Origin of the sequence: Yersinia canariae (assembly GCF_009831415.1) — a bacterium.
Lineage (GTDB): Bacteria > Pseudomonadota > Gammaproteobacteria > Enterobacterales > Enterobacteriaceae > Yersinia > Yersinia canariae.
Genome location: NZ_CP043727.1, coordinates 3119564 through 3138825 on the forward strand (window position 1 = coordinate 3119564; position 19262 = coordinate 3138825).

Sequence of the window (19262 nt, forward strand, 5' to 3'; positions counted from 1 at the left end):
CTTATTTGCTCCCTTTGGCGGCCGGTGCTTCGCCGGTGGTTTCCGGGAGTGTTTCAGTGGCGGTTTCCGGTGCGACATCCTCCGGGGTAGACGCGACTTTCACCGCAGCCATAATCGCAGCGGCCAGACCGTCATAGTTCGGGGCATCAGATACCATCAGCGCGCTTGCACCCATGACTTTTTCACCGCCACTTTTTGCCGGTAAAATTTCGATATTCTCCACCAGACAGCCACAGGCATAATCTTCCACCACATAATCTTGTTTAATGGATTCGTAGTTTTCGATGCGGTCACGCTTGGCGTTCTCATCGATATGGCGGCGGTGCGAGTCTTCCAGCCAGTAAATAGACAGGTTATCGAGGCGGGTAATAAGAAACGCGTTTGCCGGGAAGAACGGCACACGGATAGCCGGTAAGTTACCGATACGTTTCTGGCTGATAATCAGGTCAGCGGCGAGGGTTTCGCTGTTTTCCTGCTCTTTGTTGACGATGGGGAAATATTTATCCTGCATCAACTGGCGACCCGTGATAACCACCAGTTCAGGGTCTTCTTGATGCCATTCAGCAATCATGTTATTGGTGGCATCCATGACCAGCGCGTCCAGATTGACGTAATCACCGCCATGACCGACACGGATTTTTTCCGACACTACCGCACCATCTTCACCGATGATGTTACTCATTACGCGGGTTGGCGCATTGGTGCGGTATTTTTGCAACCAGCCCGGCGCGATATCCTGCAACAGCGGGTTGAGTGCGCGGTTAGACGTCTTGGCGCGATGGGTGCCGTTGAAGCCCGCCATGATGCGGTCAAGTGCCTGCCGCTTGATAATGGCGTCACGCAAACGGGTCTGGAAATCCTGATAACGCGCCCACAGGTCAAGGGTGTTATAGCGAATGTGGAAATCGTAGTTCACCTGCTCACAGAAATACTTCTCACTGTCCAGCCCGGCAAACTCGGCAGTTTCGCGCTCATCACCGCCGTCAGTGTCAGTGTTACTGGCAATCGACCCGGTCACACTCAGGCCCACTTTTTCAGCGGTCAGTTCCGATACTGGCACAATATTGATGCGGCTCAGAAACTCTGAGGACTCTTGGACGCGGGTCATGATGGTTTGCGTGACGGAGGGTTCAACGCTGAATTTTTTATTCAGGTCGCCGGTTTCCACCCCGTTCAGCTCGGCTTGACGGGTCAGATAGGCATTAAATTTAAAACGGGTTGCTGGGCGCATAATAATCCTGATTCAGTTAAATAACGTGTTAATGAAATAGCAATTTGGCCGCACAACCGGCGGCCAGTAATCCCGGTTAGCAGTCGGTCAGCACCTCGGCTTTACCATTAACGCCAGTGGACTCCGGCCGTTTGGTCTGGCTAAAGTTTTCAGTGGTAGACAGTTGCGTTTTCAGGGCGACAACCCCTTGTTTGCTTTGGTCGATGTCTTGTTTCAACTCCACCACGTGGTCAGAGAGCTTTTTCTCAATGGCCGTAAAGCGGGCTTCAATGGTTTCGCTATGCCCCTGCACATGTTCCGCTACCGCGTTAACTGCCTCATGCACATCATTAAAGCGAGCGTCGTCATTTGCCTGTTTGCGGCTGAATACAGACTTCACTCGGCTCAGCAACGTAGCAACCGGCTCGGCCACGTCTTCAAACTCCAGATGCACTTCAACCGCTGCCGAGAACAAGTTTTCCGGGTTAAATTTACGGGCGGCCAGTGGGTTCTGTTTAGCTTTGGCGCTGAATTCCAACATTTCAGTGCCGAGGCTGGCAGGGTCATCGGTCACGGCCAGCCCGACCAAATAGGCTTTGCCGGTATTGGCAAAATTCGGGCTAATTTCCATCGAGGTGTAGATTTTTTGTAGGGCTTTGGTCATCTGCACCAAATCGTCGGTTGGGCTGATTTGGGCGAACAACGCACGCTTACCATTGAGAATGGAATCGTCTTCAATGGTTTCCGCTTTAAGGGCTGATACATCGCCATAACGGCGGAAAGTGCTGTCAGGGGAATAGCTTTTCAGATGTTCCAGATTAATGCGGCAACCGTAGACACGCGGGTCAAAGGATTCGGCCATTTGGTTGATATCGTTGACGTCAATCACTCGCCCGTCGCAGGTGTCACCCTCAACGCCGATACGAAACCATTTTGATACTTTCTTAGCCATGAGCGGCTCCATTTAATGTGGGTTGTTTGGTACGGGGCTTAGTTTCCAGACTGAGGGGGGCGGCAACAACGAAAGCCCGTTGTGACGGGGCTGGCACAACAGCGAGGACGCGCAGAGGGTCGGGCTGGTCGCGTAGCCTAATGGCATGAACACGACACCGAGCACCATCATCAGCGACCCACGGCGACAGGCGGCCTTGCTTTACTGGCAGGGCTTTTCTGTGCGCCAGATTGCGGACACGCTAAGCCTGAAATCGCCGACTGTGCAGAGCTGGAAGAAGCGCGACGGGTGGGACGCCATTGCGCCCATTTCCCGCGTGGAAACCAGCATGGAAGCGCGGTTGATTCAGCTCATCATGAAAGACGCCAAAGAGGGGCGGGACTTTAAAGAGATTGACCTGTTAGGCCGCCAGATTGAACGACTGGCGCGGGTGAACCGCTACAGCCAGACCGGCAGCGAAGCCGACTTAAACCCGAACGTGGCGAACCGCAACAAAGGGGAGCGCAAGACCCCGGATAAAAACCTGTTTGGCGAATCCGCCATTGAAAAGTTGGAGTCTATTTTTCACAAAAATATCTTTGATTATCAGCGCAACTGGTTTGAGGCTGGGTTACAACATCGTATCCGTAATATTCTGAAATCGCGCCAGATTGGCGCAACGTTCTTCTTTGCCCGTGAAGCGCTGTTGGATGCCATCACTACGGGCCGTAATCAGATATTCCTGTCCGCCAGTAAGGCACAGGCGCATGTGTTCAAAAGCTACATTATCGACTTTGCCCGGATGGTTGACGTTGACCTGAAAGGCGACCCGATGGTGTTACCCAATGGCGCGCGCCTGTTCTTCCTCGGCACGAATGTGCGCACCGCGCAGAGCTACACCGGCAATCTGTATCTGGACGAATATTTCTGGATACCCAAGTTTCAGGAACTGCGCAAAGTCGCCAGCGGCATGTCATTACACAAAAAATGGCGTACCACCTATTTCTCAACGCCGTCGAGTCTGGCCCACAGCGCCTATCCGTTCTGGTCTGGCGAGCTGTTCAATAAAGGCCGGCGCAATAAATCCGACCACATCCAACTGGATTTAAGCCACAGCCATTTGGCCCGTGGTGCACTGTGTGATGATGGTCAGTGGCGGCAGATTGTGACGGTGGAAGATGCACTGTCAGGCGGTTGCAACCTGTTTGACCTCAACCAGCTCTCACTGGAATACAGCCCGGCCGACTACCAAAACCTGTTGATGTGCGAATTTGTGGACGACCAGGCGTCAGTCTTCCCGTTCAAGGAGCTGCAGGCTTGCATGGTCGACAGTCTGGAAGAGTGGGAAGACTACAACCCGTATTCATTGCGGCCGTTTGGTTATCGCCCGGTGTGGATTGGTTACGACCCGTCAGAGGCCAATGGCGGCGACAGTGCAGGGTGTGCGGTGATTGCGCCGCCGATGGTGCCGGGCGGCAAGTTCCGCGTATTGGAGCGCCACCAGTGGAAAGGGATGGATTTTGAAGCGCAGGCTAAGCATATCGAAGAATTAACGCAGAAATATTGCGTGGAATACATCGGTATCGATGCGACGACTGTCGGCCAAGGTGTCTTCCAGTTGGTGCGCCAGTTCTTCCCAGCCGCAAGGGAAATCAAATACACCCCTGAAATCAAGACCGCCATGGTGCTGAAAGCCAAACACACCATCAATAACGGACGTCTGGAATATGACACCGGCCACACCGATATAACCCAGTCCTTTATGGCCATTCGCAAAACCATGACCGCCAGCGGTAAGAGTTCGACTTATGTCGCCAGCCGCAGCGAAGAAGCCAGCCATGCCGATGTGGCGTGGGCGATTATGCATGCCTTGTTAAATGAACCCCTCACCGCGACATATGGCGGCAACAGCCCTAATTTCTTGGAGTTTTACGGATGAGTAAGCGCAAAGGCCGCAAGGCATTAAACCGACCGACAACCCATCACACCGCCAGCCAACAGCAGCCGGTGGAGGCATTCACCTTTGGCGAACCCTCCGCCGTGCTCGATAAGCGGGAAATACTGGATTACATCGAATGCACCGGAAATGGAAAATGGTATGACCCGCCTATCAGCTTTGACGGGCTGGCGCGCAGCTTTCGGGCGGCGGTGCATCACAGCTCACCGCTGTATGTGAAACGCAACATACTGGCAAGTACCTTTATTCCTCATCCGATGCTTAGCCAACAGGCTTTTAGCCGTTATGCACTGGATTATCTGGTGTTCGGTAATGCTTTTTTAGAGGTACGCCGTAACCAACTGGGCGCACCACTGCGCCTCGACCCCAGCCCGGCCAAGTACACCCGCCGTGGATTAGAAAAAGATTGCTATTGGTTTGTGCAGAACTGGAAAGATGAACACCTGTTCGCCGCCGGGAGTGTTTTCCACCTGATAGAACCGGATATTAATCAGGAGCTTTACGGTTTGCCGGAATATCTCAGCGGCTTAAATTCGGCTTGGCTCAATGAAGCCGCCACACTGTTCCGACGCAAGTATTATCAGAACGGCGCTCACGCGGGATACATCCTGTATATGACAGATGCCGCCCAAAGCAGCAGCGATATTGAGGCGATGCGCAAAGCCATGCGTGACACCAAAGGGTTAGGCAACTTCCGCAACCTGTTTATGTACGCACCTAATGGCAAAAAAGACGGTATCCAGATTTTACCGTTGAGCGAGGTCGCCACCAAAGATGATTTTTTTAATATCAAGAACGCCACCCGTGACGACCTGCTCAGTGTTCACCGGGTGCCGCCGCAGATGATGGGGATTATCCCCAGCAATACCGGCGGTTTTGGTGACGTGGCAAAAGCCTCACAAGTGTTTGTCCGTAACGAGTTAACGCCGTTGCAAGAACGATTGAAAGAGGTGAATGACTGGATAGGGGAAGAGGTGATCCGGTTCAAGCCTTATGAACTGATAAGCGAGGATTAACATGGGACGTAAAGCGCCGACACCACCGCCATACAAACCCGGTGACACAGTGAAGAGGCCCGCGCCACCGCCTCAACCACCAAAGAAATGTGTGTGTTCAGGTTGCTACCGCCAGCGAATGGGTCTAGGTGGATATCAGCCTCATAGTTGCAGCACCGTCGGATGATTGAAGCACCACACCACAGCCGCCGAACCGGGCGGCTTTTTCATGCCCGAAAAGTAGCCATTTCAACACCTCGCGCCATACGCCACCAGACGCCCGCCACGCCCTCGCACCCCACGAACACGCATTGATTCCCAACCCAACCGAACGCAGCACCACGGCCCGCCCAAGATCGATAAATAAGGGTATCAAAACCCTTTGCGCGCAATGCTATCCCCGCCACGCCTGCGCGCTTTGCAGGTCGCTTTTCATGCACTTGCATGAGGTATCGAAAACCGCGCCGGGACTGGGGCTAAGGGGGAGTTTCTGATTCAGGTTCATCATGCAAAATCATGCACTATATGCATGCAACGCTAAAAGTCAGCGTAAAGAATGTAAACCGGACTCCCCTGCCCCGTCTAAATAGCTATTTTTAGCTTCCATGGCTAATTCAGCAATCCACGCCAGCGCCACTTCACGATCTCTATTTTTCATCTCGTCACCGGCTGACATTCTCGCTATGAGGTCTATACGTTCCAGCAAAACTAGCCCATCTAAATCCATCACCTAGTAATCTCCCAGCACCTATGCATACTGTGTTTATATACAGTATGATATGCACTTTTTAAGAAAGTTTCTATATAAATATATGGTTTTACTTAAGTAAAAAATCTTGGCTTAAATAGTAGCCTGTTGAACAACAAGCCCTTTATGCCTCAAATCAGTGAACACATCGCGTCACATTGCTTATTTAATTATCATTGTGACGCGTCACAATGGTTTAATTGCGCTAATTAATAAGCTATTCACGCCTTGGGTCTGCCAACATGCCGCCTCACCCCGCAAACAGCACCCATTCGGATCGCCCGGTAATGTGTCGCCACATCGGCCACAACGCTGTTTACCCAGTTCAGCCAGTTGCTCTTTTAGTCGCTGGTTATCTTGGCGAATCAGCAGCGCGATATATTCCGGTAAATCATAGGCAGGCCGGAATAAACGCCGGGCCGCCATGCCCTCGGTCAACATGGCATATTCTTCCGGCTCAAGCCGGGCACGGATCTCATTGATACCGGCAGATTTATCACGCTGGCGCTGTGCCTGTTTACGGGTAGTTGCAGCGGTTTTAGTCATGGTTTCTCTCTCAGGTAGATTAATCATCGAATTCCGGCCAGTCGGACAGGGCTGGATATTGAATAACTGTGCCGTCTAACGTCATTGAAGCCCCACGCGCTAACGACTCCAGCTCCCAGCGCTCGATGCTGATATCTTTCAACAGTAAATCATTGCGAATTTGGGGGATGCGCTGGCGTTCTTCGCGGGTTAAACGGGCGGATGGCGCAATAAGTCGGCCCTTGGTGGGGTCATAACTGCGTTGCATCTTGCTTATCGTTGGCTGTTTCTCTTTAACGCGGGCCACAATCGCCCTCACGGCGGCAGTGTCCGACCAGTCAATAACGGCGTCCGGTGGGTATTCCATCGCTATCACAGGCGTTTTAGCCTGCCCGTTGGGGTCATTTGGCGCTTGGGTGTTTCCACCTAACCCACAGTTATTGACAGGACTCCGAGGCGCGCCAGAGGCGCTTTTCAAAGTCAAAAGCTCAACGTCAACGGCACCAGCAACGATGCGCCATTGAGTTGTGCGGGTTTCATGAACGAGGTCAGCGCCCAAATGCGGCGCATAGATACCGACGACTTTCTGTACTTCTTCATCGTAGGCGTTGAGTTCATCGGCAACGCGCTTGGCTAACCGGACGGTCTGATTGCCGCAATTGGTTCCACCTTGCGCCATAATGTAGGCAGCAAAATCACCCTCGTCAGCAGCATGGCGCACGGCTTCCACGGTTTCGTCGAAAGTCTCAGCCAGACTAATAGAGCGAATACGGCGGCACTCGCGATAGACGCCCATGGAGGGCAGACCAATCGGGCGAAATTGAGGGATGCGCCATGTTGCCGCCCACGCCGTCACCGCCGCAGCGGAGTCAGTTAACAGCTCGCCGGTTTCATGGTCACGCTCACCCTCAAGCGCGTAGCCGTCGATATTCTTGGCGATGTATTTAGCGATATAGCCAGCGGCCCCGCCTTTGTTCATGTGCTTGCACTCAAAGCGGTATTTAGCGGCTCCGCGCTCGTCACTGTCTTCTTTCAACGCATAGCGGCGCATGACGTCGATAATCTGTTGGCGCTGGCGACGCTCACAAAACAGCATCATGTGCCAGTGCGGGGTGCCGTCGTGGTGCGGCTCAACCACCCGCATTCCGTAGACGCTTAATTTATTGTCTTTAAAGGCAGTGCGCATTTTGCTCCAAATATTGCAGAGATAGCGCTGGCCGTCTTTGGGGGAATAGGCTTCATCGTCCCACTTATGGTTAAGCTGGACTTTCTCGTTATCGCCTTTCCCAACAACGCGGGTCGGGTGATATTTTGACGGGGTGGTGACGGTCAGGAACATGCCGACGTGCTTTTGCCCGGCAGCATATTTTTCAGTGAAAGCGATGGTGTTCATTAACTCCATGCGGCGAATTTCTGGATTAGAGATACTTGCCATGACCTTATCAATCAGGTCAATACGCTCACCGGTTTCAATATTTTCTAACTGGCAGCTTTTGAGATATTCCAAATTAGACTGGCGACGGGCGAACACTTCCCGGATAGCCTGCTTACTGGCATAAGAAGACGCCAAAGCATCCCGGCTAACATTACCGACAGCAATCAATAACGCTTCCCGCCAGCACATCCGTTGGGCTTTAAGTTTGCGCTCCCACCATTCGGGATTAACCAGCCGCGACAGACTGGCGATAGCAGACGTGATATCTAACCGGCCTTTCAGGTATTTGCGCCAGTGCATCGGCGTGATATTAAAAGCGCGCGCCATTCTGGCAAGGTCGCCGTATATGCGCACCTGTGCATCTGTCTGCAACAAAACAGCTCTATCACCCTCATTAGCCTTGATGCATTCATCACAATGATGATTGTACGCCACCATTAACTCATCACCGATTTTACGAGCAAAGCGGCGCAGCTCTTTATCGTGCATACCTGCTAGGCTGGCATAGGTTGGCGCATCAATGGAAAAGCTCTGTGAGGCACTGAGGCGCATAACATTCTTATTATTAACCACCTGAATACGCGGCCAGATTCGCTGGTCAAAAACAAACACCAGCCACTTGTTAGCGTCATTTAGCCCTTTATTGGCTAGCAGGTATTCATAGCGAGAAACAAACTGGCTACGCAGGAAATGAGGGAGTGTGTCGATACGGTCTAAAACAGCTTGCCCCTGAATCAGTTGTTCACGGGTAAGCGGTCTTTGAATGCCGGGCAAGGTTTCGCGCGGCTTGCTGCCGGGGTAGGTATAGGCGGGAACAGCAGCGCCGCTGCCCGAATAAGGCAACGGCGGAGCTGAGGTAATGCGGCCATGAATAGAGGTGCTCACTCGTCACCCGCATCAAGTTCAAACCTATTAGCAACATCTTCAAGCGCAGTACGGCTGACTTCAATCTCAGATTTTTTTTGCTCCCACTCATCCCAATCAATTCGACTGGATATCTTTTCCTCAACAAGTTGATTTAGATAGCGAGGCTGCAAAGCATCAAGCTCCCAACTTGAGCGGCCATATCTTTTGATATATTGAGCGAAACGAGAGTCTGTTGTTTTGGCTGGATTTTCGGGCGGGTTGATTTCTTCAACCTGTTCCATATTTAGCGCGATTCGCTCAAGGGAAACTAGAGCGGAGGTATAAGTAAACATATCCAATCGGCCTACCAAATCCCGCGTCATATCAATGCCACTTGGATCATGGTCGCCAAGGTGCAAAATATGGCAGCGCTGCCGCATATTGGTTGCAGGAATTAAATGACTTTGAGCAAAATCATACAAAACAGAACCTGACGGATAACCACGCGCAGCAAGTAAAGGCACATCATACCGATTACAAAGCGACTCAAGGACGCCGACCAATGCCTCTTTTTCGATAATCACAAAAAGCCGCTGGGATTGATTACTCCATAAATCCTCATGGTACTGCTCAGCACTGGCACGAATAATCTCGCTAGGACTCCTCCAGTGACTCCGGGTAATAAAATCACGCGTCCTATCCTCAAGACCAGACCAATCAATCAAGCCCGCGAGCTTCGCGTCATTAATCAGCGAAGCAATACGTTTATAGCTCTGTAGGGTGTTCTCAATCATTCCACGCGCCACAAGTTGGTAATAAACCTGACGAGTAGTTAATCGATACCCCTGCCCTTGATATTCCGTCACAATATCGTCAATGGTATTAATCATTAACGCGCGTTCATCATTAAAGTTTTTATATACAAAGCATTCAGTAGACATAATTACAGCCCATAAACTTTTAAGGTGAGACACAGCATCACCAAGCCAGCCCCGCAAATAGCTGGCAACATGACGTGCAAGAAAATCCAGAAACTTAATTTCATGGTTTTACCTTGTTGCCACTAGTGACTGAAAACGCAGCCTGACATAGCTTCCCTATACGGTTAATTTCAGCCGCCAACGAGGTAAAGCTATTAATCTGCGCTTCACCTATATTGCGTTTTATTAATCCCTCAACCAGTTGAGTAATAGTTGGATAATAAGCAATTGGCTCTAGACGCTCTTGCCCCTCGCTTTTACCTTTCTGACTAACCTTTACTTCATTAAGAATAAATTGCAGGCTGTCAGAAGTAACAACGTGTTTTTCACCGATTTTAATATGCAAAATAAATTCCTTACTTTGGTAATAGGTTAGGGGAATGAAAATCTTTAAATCCTTTTTCACATAACTCAGCAAGACGCTTAGTTTCCTCGACCAGTGCCGAAATAGAATTAATACCTGAGCGATAAATACGATGATGAATTAAATCATTCACTAAGCTAACCCTTGTTGGATAGTGAGCAATTACCGCCAACACCCTTTCATTTTCTTTGGTGAATTTAATCTCGTTAAGAACGAGGTTTGGAATACGATTTAAAAATTTGGTTGGCTCACACAAAGTAATTGCGTAACGAGCATCAATGACAATTTCACCAACCATCAGTGCTGTGCCTGCGCTTGGTTGAGAATCCCCTCAGCTACTTGGTTAAGCAGCTCCGCCGCTTCTATGCCGTTCAACTCTCGGTTTAGAATTTGATTAGCAATCTCATCCAGACGAAATGAAACCACCGCAGCCTGATTTTTTCTTTCATCCCTGCGCGCTTCATTTAGCATTAACTCCATTGATTCAACTGTCATCACTGTTACTGTGCGCTCACTGCCCGGCTTGGCGAGGTCTACACCCACCCATATATTTTGTGTTGTATTCTGCATAGATAATTCCTGTTTTTAGGTAATACAAAACCCGGCGAGTAAAACGCCATATATTGCGACTTTGGTTAATTAATAATATTCAGAGTGCAGTCATCGTTACTGATAAATGGTGGTAACGAACGAGTGAACTCAATCAAGTAATTTAACGCTTCAACAACAGACTCTCTTTCTGCCGGACTTAATTCTGAAAACTGCATATTCACGTGACGACTTTTTAAGCCAGCATGAAAACAAATTGTTTTACGCAAATGTGCGGGCGATTTATCAAAAGCCTCTTGAGCAACATTTTTTCTATGGTGTAAATACTTTTCTTTAAATTCAGTAATTCGGGCAATACCCGTCATTCTCAATTTTTCAGCTTCCGTTAATTGCAGCATATATCCCCCAATCAACACCCGAATAGACGGCGTAATATTGGCGTCTTCTTTACAGAGGACAATTCTTGTAAAAGCGCCTTTTGATTACTTCCCGGCGTCCAGCGCTGGCCGTTCTTCAACTCCAGCATACCGTGGCCGAAATGGCGCAGGTTTACCGGGCTTTGCTGCTTTAACAATGGGGCAATAGAAATAATCATAAAGACACCTCAACTCAAACCGGCGACAGCACTCAAGCCGCTAATAACATCAACGGTTGAAGCAAGCGCAGGGGTTGACTGAATGCGACACTGCACTGTCAGACCAATCAGTGACAGGTGGCGAATAGCTGTATTGACCGTATCCAGCAGAGAGGATTTGCGAGAAGCAGTCTTATGGTCGCCTTGAACGGCAGCGGCGGCAATCAAGCCCACGGCGGCAGTTGCTTTAAGTGCATAGGTAGAAATGTTATCGGCACAGGCTTCATTGACTGGCACCGATGGCATGCAATTGATTTGGGCCAACATGGCATCAATCAAGCTGGCGTCTTCTGTTGCATCGGTAATAGCCAATAATTCAGTGACAGTAAGATGGTGAGGCTGTTCCGGGTTGAGCTTGTTCCGCAACGTTTGCGCATTCATATCCAACTGTTTCGCCAACTGCGTCAGATTGTGGCGCGTTGAAAACTGGCGGCATGCATTGTCAAAGTGCGGATGTTTAGAAACAGAAAAATCAAACATGTTCCCCCCTCGAAATTCACTTAATATGAATCACGCACTAATGACGATTTGAAAACGTGAATGACCGAGAGACATGGCCGCCTGCTTTGCTTTGTACATTGCGTACAAAATTTTAGTTTTTCCGCCGGGCCGTTTTTTATCTTTGTTAATAACTTTTGGAGCGATATCAAGTCGCCCATCGGCAGTCCATTTATAAACGGTATGAACTGACATTCCCTCAAAGGCTGCAAATTCTTTAACAGTGACAGTTTCGCGAGGGATCTTGATTGTAATGAGTTCGGTCATAGTGCAACATCTCCGGTTAGCATCTTTTAGTACCTGCTAGTATCAGCTAGCATCTCTTGGCATTTCTTAATGTGAATTTTAAAGGAGACTACCTTTCTTTTTGGGAGTAGTCAACGGTGAAAACTTGGATAAAGTGATTATAGACTTTTCAAGTGGCGGCGCTCAGGTTCTTGATCGCATAGCTACTGCATATGGATTCTCATCCAAAATTCAGCTAGCACAGCATTTTGATATTGCTGGCAGTAGCCTTTCTAACCGCTATAAAAGGGACTCATTCCCCTCTGACTTCGTTGTGCAATGCATGGCGGAAACTGGTGCTGATTTGGCTTGGCTTGTGACTGGCGAAGGTGACATTTACGGAAAGGAAGTTGAATCCGATACAACTCGAACAATCGAAAAGCTTAAAATAGTGAATGGCAAGCTCGCATCAGATGGGGTTCTAACCCTAGACCAGTCATTCATATCCAGACCCGCGAAACAACTTCAAGCCGTGATTGATGACCACAATATTTATCTTATAGAGATGGCCGTTACCGATTTATCTGATGGAAAATGGCTGGTTGATATTGAGGGAAATGTCAGCATTCGCGACTTAGCACTTATCCCGGCCAAGCGAGTTCACGTAACAGGTAGCAAAGTACCTTTTGAATGTGACGTGAGTGACATTAATGGATTAGGGCAAGTTGTAGGCATCTACAGTGAGATAAAATGACAGTACGAAAGTTACCAGCAGGCAAATGGTTATGTGAATGCTATCCAAACGGGGCAAGTGGCAAACGGATCAGAAAACAGTTTGCCACAAAAGGCGAAGCTCTCGCCTTTGAACGTTTTACTATGGATGAAGTTGACGACAAACCATGGCTTGGTGAAAAAGAAGACCGCAGAACTTTGAAAAGCCTGATTGACTCTTGGTATAGCGCTCACGGTTCAACACTTAGTGATGGACTGAGACGACAAGGTGCTATGCACCATGCATATGAATGCATGAACAAGCCTCTAGCAAACGAATTTTCCGCTCAACTTTTCTCACGTTATCGTGAGAAACGACTAAATGGTGAGTTCGCCAGAACATCAAGGGTTACAAAGGTCAAACATCGCACTCTCAATCTTGAGCTTACTTACTTTCGCGCTGTATTTAACGAAATGTCCCGTCTTGGTGAGTGGAAAGGGGAAAATCCCTTAAAAAATATCAGACCTTTTCGTACTGATGAAAGTGAAATGGCCTTTTTAACACGCGAGGAAATCAGCACGCTATTAGACCAGTGCCAAAAAGTTGACGGGGATAATCTAGTAATGGTTGTGAAAATCTGTTTATCGACTGGCGCAAGATGGTCTGAGGCTGAGGGACTTACACGTTCTCAGTTAAGCCCGGGCCGTATCACCTTTATTAGAACTAAGGGCAAGAAAAACCGCACTGTTCCCATTTCGAAAGAACTACATGATAGTTTTCCAGAAAATAGTGGCCGCCTTTTTACTGATTGTTATACACAATTTGGAACCGCATTAAAACGCTGCAAAATTGAGTTACCCAAAGGTCAGTTAACACATGTTCTCAGGCATACCTTTGCCTCCCACTTTATGATGAAAGGAGGGAATATTTTAGTACTACAAAGAATACTCGGACATACAGATATCAAAATGACTATGCGATATGCGCACTTTTCACCAGACCACCTTGATGATGCAATACGTTTTAACCCTCTAGCCGATAGTAGCGATGGCGATAAAATGGCGATTGGATATATTAAGTGATACTAAAAGATACTAAAAGATACGAAGTAACCCATTGCTTTAAAAGATAAATATATGATTTTAAACGACATTTAAAGGTATCAATAATCGCTTTATGGCGTAATTCGTAATCCAACTGAACCTCATTACCTAATTCGGTATATAACTTTAGTGCTTGCTGATGAATTAATGGGGATTCCGAATGCATAAAGGGTAAATAGAGAAAGCCACGTTGTGTGTCTGATAGCTGATCAGCTTGGCCACTGCTTACCGCTTCCTGTGCCAGCACCAATGCCATTCCATCACAGGAAAAAGAGGTGGGTAAATCACGAAATAGATTTCGGCTAAACTGATCCAATATTAATATTTCAGCCAGACGCCCCTCAATATTCTGCCGCCAATGTGCCAGTTCTCCCTTTGAAGCCGCCTGCCAATAGGCCCCAAAATGCTGACGTAGATGGGCATCAAAATCTTCATCCTTTTTGAACCATAACTCTGGGTCCATCTCACTAAACCAGAATTTCAGAATTTTTTGATAGTCCATGTTTCCCCCTAATTTCGCCTGACAAAGGCAAAAACCAATAAAAAAGAGTGCCAGAACTCAAGACACTATCAGACTGCGACCTCTTTGCCTCCCATCAATTCACCCGCATGGCAAACTCTGCCATAATGGCGCTCTTATTTGATTATTGCCCTGCACCAGTTATAGCTTCTGGCGACGGTGGCTCAGAGCACGGAGTTCAGCATGGATCACTGTAATACCTCGGATTTACTCTCTCTGGAACAAGCACTGACTAAAATGCTGTCACAGGTCACGCCATTACAGGCCACAGAAACTGTCGCTCTCACTGATGCTGCGGGACGCATCACAGCTTGTGCAATTACATCACCGATTGCCGTGCCACCTTTCGCTAATTCCGCCATGGATGGTTATGCTGTTCGCTGTAATGAGCTTAGCAGCACAATGCCTTTACCGGTGGCGGGTAAAGCTTTCGCAGGTGCGCCCTTTAAAGATGAATGGCCAGCAAATAGTTGTATTCGGATCATGACCGGTGCCCCTATTCCCGGAGGGGCCGATGCTGTCATCATGCAAGAACAAGCCGTTGTGAGTGAGCAAGGTGTTACATTTAGTGACAATGTACGTGTAGGCCAAAATATCCGGCTGGCTGGTGAAGATATCCAGCAAGGAGCGGCTGTTTTCCCCGCAGGTGTCAAATTGGGCGCGGCTCAACTACCACTATTAGCATCGTTGGGTATTGCCGAGATTACCGTTTTCCGCGCGCTGAAAGTCGCCATTTTCTCTACTGGAGATGAACTAAAGCCAGTCGGACAACCCTTGGATGACGGGGAAATTTACGATACAAATCGCTTTGCTGTTCGTTTGATGCTGCAACAGTTAGGTTGCCAAATCATTGATTTGGGTGTCATCCGTGATGATCAACAAGCCTTGCGCAAGGCATTTGAACAAGCTGATATTGCTGCTGATTTGGTCATCAGCAGTGGAGGAGTTTCAGTCGGCGAAGCGGATTACACCAAACAGATGCTGGAAGAACTGGGTGATATTGGTTTTTGGAAATTGGCGATAAAACCCGGTAAACCTTTTGCTTTTGGCAAATTGGGCCGCGCTTGGTTCTGCGGCCTTCCGGGTAACCCAGTCTCCGCAGCACTGACATTTTATCAATTAGTACAACCCCTTATTGCTAAACTTTCCGGTCACTCAGAGTGGCATCCACCATTACGTTTGAAAGCAAAAACGATAACTAAGTTGAAAAAAACGCCGGGCCGCTTGGATTTCCAACGTGGCGTATTCTCAACCAATTCTCATGGCGAATTGGAAGTCAGCACGACTGGCCATCAAGGTTCACATATCTTCAGCTCATTCAGCCAGGCCAACTGTTTTATCGTGCTCGAACGGGAGCGGGGTTCAGTAGATGTCGGTGAAACAGTTGAAATAGAGTTATTTAATAGCCTATTTAATTAATGAATTATTGGAACAATAAATTGCTGGGAGGCTAATATGTTGCCCGAACTTTCCGATGCACAAATCTTGCGTTATAACCGGCAAATCGTCTTGCGGGGATTTGATTTTGACGGACAGGAAAAACTCAACGCAGCCAAAGCATTAATTGTTGGGTTAGGTGGCCTCGGGTGTGCGGCAGCACAATATCTGGCAGTGGCAGGTGTGGGGCATCTTACACTGCTGGATTTTGACACGGTTTCTCTGTCCAACTTGCAACGACAAGTTCTGCATCGTGATACACGTATTGGCATGTCAAAGGTGGCCTCCGCAGCAATGACTTTGTCAGAGATGAATCCCGACCTGACACTAAAAACCATTGATACTCAATTAGATGATGAGCAACTGGCTATTACCATAGCTGAGCACCAATTGGTGTTGGATTGTACTGATAATGTCGCCAGCCGTGAGCAGCTTAACCGCCTGTGTCATGCACAACACAAACCACTGATTTCGGGCGCAGCAATTCGGATGGAAGGGCAAGTTAGCGTATTTACATATCAAGAGGGCCAGCCCTGCTATCGCTGCCTTAGCAGATTATTTGGCGATAATGCCCTGACCTGTGTTGAGGCTGGAGTCATGGCTCCATTAGTGGGTATTATTGGTAATTTGCAGGCGATGGAAGCCATAAAATTATTGACGGATTATGGTCAATTAATATCAGGCCGCATACTTATGTATGATGCTATGACAGCAGAATTTCGCAGCTTGAAGTTGGCAAAAGATCCTCAGTGCGAAATTTGTAGCAATACTGTATTAACTGATATTGCTGACAAACCTGTTTAATAGCGGCAATGCGCTAATGTAGATTCTGGTGGCTGCTCCCCCTTTTCGCCTCCTATTATCTAATTATCAATTTTGTTAAATAATTACTGCAGCCTGACACTTCTCTTATTTATTTAAATTCCATTCTTAATGGTGGTAATTTGTTTCTTATTAATGATAAATAAGGGAGTTTGTTACCTTATTTATCATTAATTTCTATGACCTTCTTGGACTTTTTTGAACTCCGTCTTAGCCGCATAGTTGAGTTAAGAATCGATGTACTAAAATACACTCCTCGTAAATTCTTTCTTAACTCAATTCAATTTTCATATTAGTGGAGTTGAATGCTATCCGGAGATAACTTTATGTTGCATCCTGTTTTACGCGCCACACCTATTGCCCTCAGTCTATTATTGTCCTTGGGTTTCTCTTCTACGTTATCCGCTGCTGTTTCAAATATTCCAACCAATATGTCAGTTCAGCGAACAGAAGTTGCAAATAGTAATGATGTTGCTGAAGCATCGCGGCAAATTCGCTTGGATCAGCATGGATCGCCTTTATATTGGAATGAACAACAAAAGCGGCACTTTTTTACCCATCCGACCCAGTCCAGCGGTTTCTGGGCAAATAAAGGTGACAATCTGCGCATTGAGTACCAGCATCAGGGAGAGGATATTGATGTATTGCCTGAATTATGGATTGTTCCAATCAAGATAGATAATGAAGAGAAGTTTGAGCGGCAGGTAATTAAGTTACAACAGGGGATTAACGAGATTGAGGTTGATAATGCTGGCCCTATTTATTTTGTGGCGGCTAACCAACAAGGTAGCAGTGAGATTACGGTCAATTTGCTAGAGGGCGGTAAACCTATGCCTCGCTTTATTCTGGGTGAAAATACCGTTGAAAACTGGCAGGCGCAGTTGGAAAAATTTGGTAGCTCACCTTTCGCCGAGTTAGTCGGTAAGCGCATGATCCTCACCATGCCGATTGAAAACATGCGTAAACAAGCAACCAATCCCGAGGCTGTTTTGGTATTGTGGGACCGTATTGTTGACCTGGCAGAAGAACAATTTGGACTCAGCGCGGAGAAAGCCTTCCCCCATCGCGCAACACCTTTCCAATATCAGTTTGTCAGCAAACCAGATAATACAGGTGGCTATATGTCAGCATCTAATTACTGGTTGGGCACTAATGCTTCAGGGATTCCGAAAGTGATTAATGCCGACAAATTACAGAATGAAGGTTGGGGGCCATGGCATGAGTTGGGCCATCATTACCAAATGCCGGCATGGACGTTTGATGGTGATGGTGATGGTGAAACCACAGTAAACTTGACTTCTTTGTATATTCAGCGAGCTTTCGGTGACACTTCGCGCATGGAAGCAGAATCACGCTGGGATGAAGTTACGGCCTTTTTGGAAAACAAAGGTAAAAAATATGAAGATGGCGATGTATTTGTTCGTTTAGGCATGTTTTGGCAGTTGGATTTGGCATTTGGCCAAGATTTTTACCAACGTCTTGGCGATCGTTACCGCACACTGACTGCAACAGAACAGCCCAAAAATAACGATGAGAAAAAACAACGATTTTTGCTGGAAACAAGCCGGGTATCTGGCATTAATCTGATGCCGTTTTTCCATCAATGGGGAATAAACCCAACTAAAGAAACCAGCGCTCAATTAAAAGCAATGAATCTGCCATACTTAAACCAGGCAATTTGGCAAAATAGAGACGACAATATTGCTCACAATTATCCGCTAACCCAACAAAATATTACCGGCGATGTACGTGTACCTGACACCGTCAATGCAGGAGAAGTATTTACCGTATTCGTAGAGGTGAAAAACCGTGATGCATCAACATTAACTTACCAATGGGGTATTCCAAAGGGTATTGAAGTTATTGCAGATAATGGTAAGGAAATAACTCTACGAGCACCACGTAATATATTACAAAATGCCATGCTATCAATTCCAGTAACTATAAAAGACAGTAATAATCTGACAATGATACTGGCCAGCTCGACTCAATTGAAAACCACAGGTGAAAATATATCAGCACGTGAAGCTTATAATGAATCGGTCAAGCAGCGCTACCAAATAGAGGGAGACTTTAATCACTGGGATGGTGTATCACATAAAGGTGTGCCAGGTTCACTCTATTTATACGAAAACCATTACACTAGCACCCGTGATTATTTCCGTTTGAAAACCAGCTCATATTGGTATTTCCCAAGTAATCAAACCAGTAATAAATATTGGGAATACTTGGAGAGTTATGATGGCAGCCAATATCTCAATGGTGATGTTATTGAGCAAACCGCTGAAACCAAACCGGTAGAAAGAATAGTGCAGTGTGATGTGCCATCCTGGCAGGAAAAAGTCTATAGCAATCCAACCACCATCAGTAAAGATGGCCGTGTTTACACCAACAAATGGTGGGTATCCACTACAACTGTCCCCGGTGATGCTGCGGTAACCGATACTACCGGTAACAGCACTGGCTGGGGTAAGGCTTGGGAAGATAAGGGTTTATGTGACACCACGGCTAAAGAAGAACTGCAAACGGTGATCCCGTCAAAACCGGTCACAATACAGCAGTGCAGTGCACCATCCTGGCAACAGAGAGTCTATGGCGACCCGACGACAGTCAGTAAAGATGGCCGTGTTTATACCAACAAATGGTGGGTTTCTGCTGAAAGCGTACCAGGTGATAGTACAGTTACCGACACTAGCGGTAATGGCACCGGTTGGAGTAAAGTTTGGGAAGATAAAGGGGCCTGCTAAGTACGCGAGCACATAATAGATAAA

At 47.7% G+C, this 19262-nt stretch carries 22 protein-coding genes; 7 read left to right on the forward strand and 15 right to left on the reverse strand.

Annotated elements, in window-relative coordinates; genetic code table 11:
- Position 1: 1 nt before the first annotated feature.
- On the reverse strand, positions 2-1231 hold the full coding sequence (locus F0T03_RS14420; RefSeq protein ID WP_159679112.1) for a phage major capsid protein, P2 family: 1230 nt from the start codon (positions 1229-1231) through the stop codon (positions 2-4).
- Between the two features lie 76 nt (positions 1232-1307).
- Positions 1308-2162, reverse strand: coding sequence for a GPO family capsid scaffolding protein (locus F0T03_RS14425; RefSeq protein WP_159679115.1), 855 nt, complete (start codon positions 2160-2162; stop codon positions 1308-1310).
- 145 nt (positions 2163-2307) lie between these two features.
- On the opposite strand from F0T03_RS14425, the gene F0T03_RS14430 reads away from it, so the two are divergent.
- Positions 2308-4080, forward strand: a complete 1773-nt coding sequence (locus F0T03_RS14430) for a terminase ATPase subunit family protein (protein ID WP_159679117.1) — start codon at positions 2308-2310, stop codon at positions 4078-4080.
- On the forward strand, positions 4077-5114 hold the full coding sequence (locus tag F0T03_RS14435) for a phage portal protein (protein ID WP_159679119.1): 1038 nt from the start codon (positions 4077-4079) through the stop codon (positions 5112-5114). Before F0T03_RS14430 ends, F0T03_RS14435 begins: the two co-directional genes overlap by 4 nt.
- 206 nt (positions 5115-5320) lie before the next feature.
- Here F0T03_RS14435 and F0T03_RS21490 read toward each other — a convergent pair whose 3' ends face one another.
- The 12 genes from F0T03_RS21490 to F0T03_RS14490 form a co-directional block, all read right to left on the reverse strand.
- On the reverse strand, positions 5321-5539 hold the full coding sequence (locus F0T03_RS21490; protein ID WP_162526843.1) for a hypothetical protein: 219 nt from the start codon (positions 5537-5539) through the stop codon (positions 5321-5323).
- Between the two features lie 98 nt (positions 5540-5637).
- On the reverse strand, positions 5638-5820 hold the full coding sequence (locus F0T03_RS14440) for a hypothetical protein (RefSeq protein WP_159680909.1): 183 nt from the start codon (positions 5818-5820) through the stop codon (positions 5638-5640).
- Between the two features lie 207 nt (positions 5821-6027).
- Complete coding sequence (locus F0T03_RS14445) at positions 6028-6387, reverse strand: hypothetical protein (protein WP_145533833.1); 360 nt, start codon at positions 6385-6387, stop codon at positions 6028-6030.
- A 19-nt stretch (positions 6388-6406) separates the two neighbouring features.
- The gene (locus tag F0T03_RS14450; RefSeq protein ID WP_159679121.1) at positions 6407-8686 is read right to left on the reverse strand and encodes a replication endonuclease; all 2280 of its coding nucleotides are present in this window, start codon (positions 8684-8686) and stop codon (positions 6407-6409) included.
- Positions 8683-9621, reverse strand: coding sequence for a hypothetical protein (locus F0T03_RS14455; RefSeq protein ID WP_208787082.1), 939 nt, complete (start codon positions 9619-9621; stop codon positions 8683-8685). Before F0T03_RS14455 ends, F0T03_RS14450 begins: the two co-directional genes overlap by 4 nt.
- A gap of 67 nt (positions 9622-9688) precedes the next feature.
- Entirely contained in the window at positions 9689-9973 is a 285-nt protein-coding gene (locus tag F0T03_RS14460) for a DUF5405 family protein (protein ID WP_159679123.1), read from the reverse strand.
- Positions 9974-9983: 10 nt separating this feature from the next.
- Complete coding sequence (locus F0T03_RS14465) at positions 9984-10289, reverse strand: DUF5405 family protein (protein WP_159679125.1); 306 nt, start codon at positions 10287-10289, stop codon at positions 9984-9986.
- Positions 10289-10561: a DUF2732 family protein gene (locus tag F0T03_RS14470; protein WP_159679127.1), complete on the reverse strand. Its 273-nt coding sequence runs from the start codon at positions 10559-10561 to the stop codon at positions 10289-10291. The genes F0T03_RS14465 and F0T03_RS14470 overlap by 1 nt, the downstream gene beginning before the upstream one ends.
- Positions 10562-10626: 65 nt before the next feature.
- Positions 10627-10938, reverse strand: a complete 312-nt coding sequence (locus F0T03_RS14475; RefSeq protein WP_159679129.1) for a hypothetical protein — start codon at positions 10936-10938, stop codon at positions 10627-10629.
- Positions 10939-10949: 11 nt separating this feature from the next.
- Entirely contained in the window at positions 10950-11135 is a 186-nt protein-coding gene (locus tag F0T03_RS14480) for a phage filamentation protein Fil family protein (RefSeq protein ID WP_159679131.1), read from the reverse strand.
- A 9-nt stretch (positions 11136-11144) separates the two neighbouring features.
- Positions 11145-11654 carry a phage regulatory CII family protein gene (locus tag F0T03_RS14485; RefSeq protein ID WP_159679133.1) on the reverse strand — a complete coding sequence of 170 codons (510 nt, stop codon included), beginning with the start codon at positions 11652-11654 and terminating at the stop codon, positions 11145-11147.
- A gap of 30 nt (positions 11655-11684) precedes the next feature.
- Complete coding sequence (locus tag F0T03_RS14490) at positions 11685-11939, reverse strand: hypothetical protein (protein ID WP_050297558.1); 255 nt, start codon at positions 11937-11939, stop codon at positions 11685-11687.
- 133 nt (positions 11940-12072) lie between these two features.
- Between F0T03_RS14490 and F0T03_RS14495 the strand changes: the two genes are divergently transcribed.
- Both F0T03_RS14495 and F0T03_RS14500 read left to right on the forward strand, forming a co-directional pair.
- Entirely contained in the window at positions 12073-12651 is a 579-nt protein-coding gene (locus F0T03_RS14495; RefSeq protein ID WP_159680913.1) for a phage repressor protein CI, read from the forward strand.
- Positions 12648-13691: a phage integrase gene (locus tag F0T03_RS14500; RefSeq protein ID WP_159679135.1), complete on the forward strand. Its 1044-nt coding sequence runs from the start codon at positions 12648-12650 to the stop codon at positions 13689-13691. Before F0T03_RS14495 ends, F0T03_RS14500 begins: the two co-directional genes overlap by 4 nt.
- Here the strand turns inward: F0T03_RS14500 and F0T03_RS14505 are convergent.
- Positions 13684-14214, reverse strand: coding sequence for a DUF924 family protein (locus F0T03_RS14505; protein ID WP_343032851.1), 531 nt, complete (start codon positions 14212-14214; stop codon positions 13684-13686). The two genes, F0T03_RS14500 and F0T03_RS14505, sit on opposite strands and share 8 nt — an antisense overlap.
- A gap of 201 nt (positions 14215-14415) precedes the next feature.
- Here F0T03_RS14505 and moeA point away from each other — a divergent pair, with 201 nt between their 5' ends.
- From moeA to F0T03_RS21795, 3 genes are all read left to right on the forward strand, one after another.
- Positions 14416-15651: a molybdopterin molybdotransferase MoeA gene (moeA, locus tag F0T03_RS14510; RefSeq protein WP_159679137.1), complete on the forward strand. Its 1236-nt coding sequence runs from the start codon at positions 14416-14418 to the stop codon at positions 15649-15651.
- A gap of 36 nt (positions 15652-15687) precedes the next feature.
- Entirely contained in the window at positions 15688-16473 is a 786-nt protein-coding gene (moeB, locus tag F0T03_RS14515) for a molybdopterin-synthase adenylyltransferase MoeB (RefSeq protein ID WP_162526956.1), read from the forward strand.
- A gap of 344 nt (positions 16474-16817) precedes the next feature.
- Positions 16818-19238: a M60 family metallopeptidase gene (locus tag F0T03_RS21795; RefSeq protein WP_159679139.1), complete on the forward strand. Its 2421-nt coding sequence runs from the start codon at positions 16818-16820 to the stop codon at positions 19236-19238.
- Positions 19239-19262: the final 24 nt, after the last annotated feature.

Coding starts and splice junctions, on each gene's coding strand:
- F0T03_RS14475 (WP_159679129.1), bottom strand. CDS start 10,938: ATGCTGCAATTAACGGAAGCTGAAAAATTGAGAATGACGGGTATTGCC.
- F0T03_RS14430 (WP_159679117.1), top strand. CDS start 2,308: ATGAACACGACACCGAGCACCATCATCAGCGACCCACGGCGACAGGCG.
- F0T03_RS14485 (WP_159679133.1), bottom strand. CDS start 11,654: ATGTTTGATTTTTCTGTTTCTAAACATCCGCACTTTGACAATGCATGC.
- F0T03_RS14465 (WP_159679125.1), bottom strand. CDS start 10,289: ATGGTTGGTGAAATTGTCATTGATGCTCGTTACGCAATTACTTTGTGT.
- F0T03_RS14500 (WP_159679135.1), top strand. CDS start 12,648: ATGACAGTACGAAAGTTACCAGCAGGCAAATGGTTATGTGAATGCTAT.
- moeA (WP_159679137.1), top strand. CDS start 14,416: ATGGATCACTGTAATACCTCGGATTTACTCTCTCTGGAACAAGCACTG.
- F0T03_RS14435 (WP_159679119.1), top strand. CDS start 4,077: ATGAGTAAGCGCAAAGGCCGCAAGGCATTAAACCGACCGACAACCCAT.
- F0T03_RS14440 (WP_159680909.1), bottom strand. CDS start 5,820: ATGGATTTAGATGGGCTAGTTTTGCTGGAACGTATAGACCTCATAGCG.
- moeB (WP_162526956.1), top strand. CDS start 15,688: ATGTTGCCCGAACTTTCCGATGCACAAATCTTGCGTTATAACCGGCAA.
- F0T03_RS14505 (WP_343032851.1), bottom strand. CDS start 14,214: ATGGACTATCAAAAAATTCTGAAATTCTGGTTTAGTGAGATGGACCCA.
- F0T03_RS14420 (WP_159679112.1), bottom strand. CDS start 1,231: ATGCGCCCAGCAACCCGTTTTAAATTTAATGCCTATCTGACCCGTCAA.
- F0T03_RS14425 (WP_159679115.1), bottom strand. CDS start 2,162: ATGGCTAAGAAAGTATCAAAATGGTTTCGTATCGGCGTTGAGGGTGAC.
- F0T03_RS14490 (WP_050297558.1), bottom strand. CDS start 11,939: ATGACCGAACTCATTACAATCAAGATCCCTCGCGAAACTGTCACTGTT.
- F0T03_RS14470 (WP_159679127.1), bottom strand. CDS start 10,561: ATGCAGAATACAACACAAAATATATGGGTGGGTGTAGACCTCGCCAAG.
- F0T03_RS21795 (WP_159679139.1), top strand. CDS start 16,818: ATGTTGCATCCTGTTTTACGCGCCACACCTATTGCCCTCAGTCTATTA.
- F0T03_RS21490 (WP_162526843.1), bottom strand. CDS start 5,539: ATGCAAGTGCATGAAAAGCGACCTGCAAAGCGCGCAGGCGTGGCGGGG.
- F0T03_RS14445 (WP_145533833.1), bottom strand. CDS start 6,387: ATGACTAAAACCGCTGCAACTACCCGTAAACAGGCACAGCGCCAGCGT.
- F0T03_RS14480 (WP_159679131.1), bottom strand. CDS start 11,135: ATGATTATTTCTATTGCCCCATTGTTAAAGCAGCAAAGCCCGGTAAAC.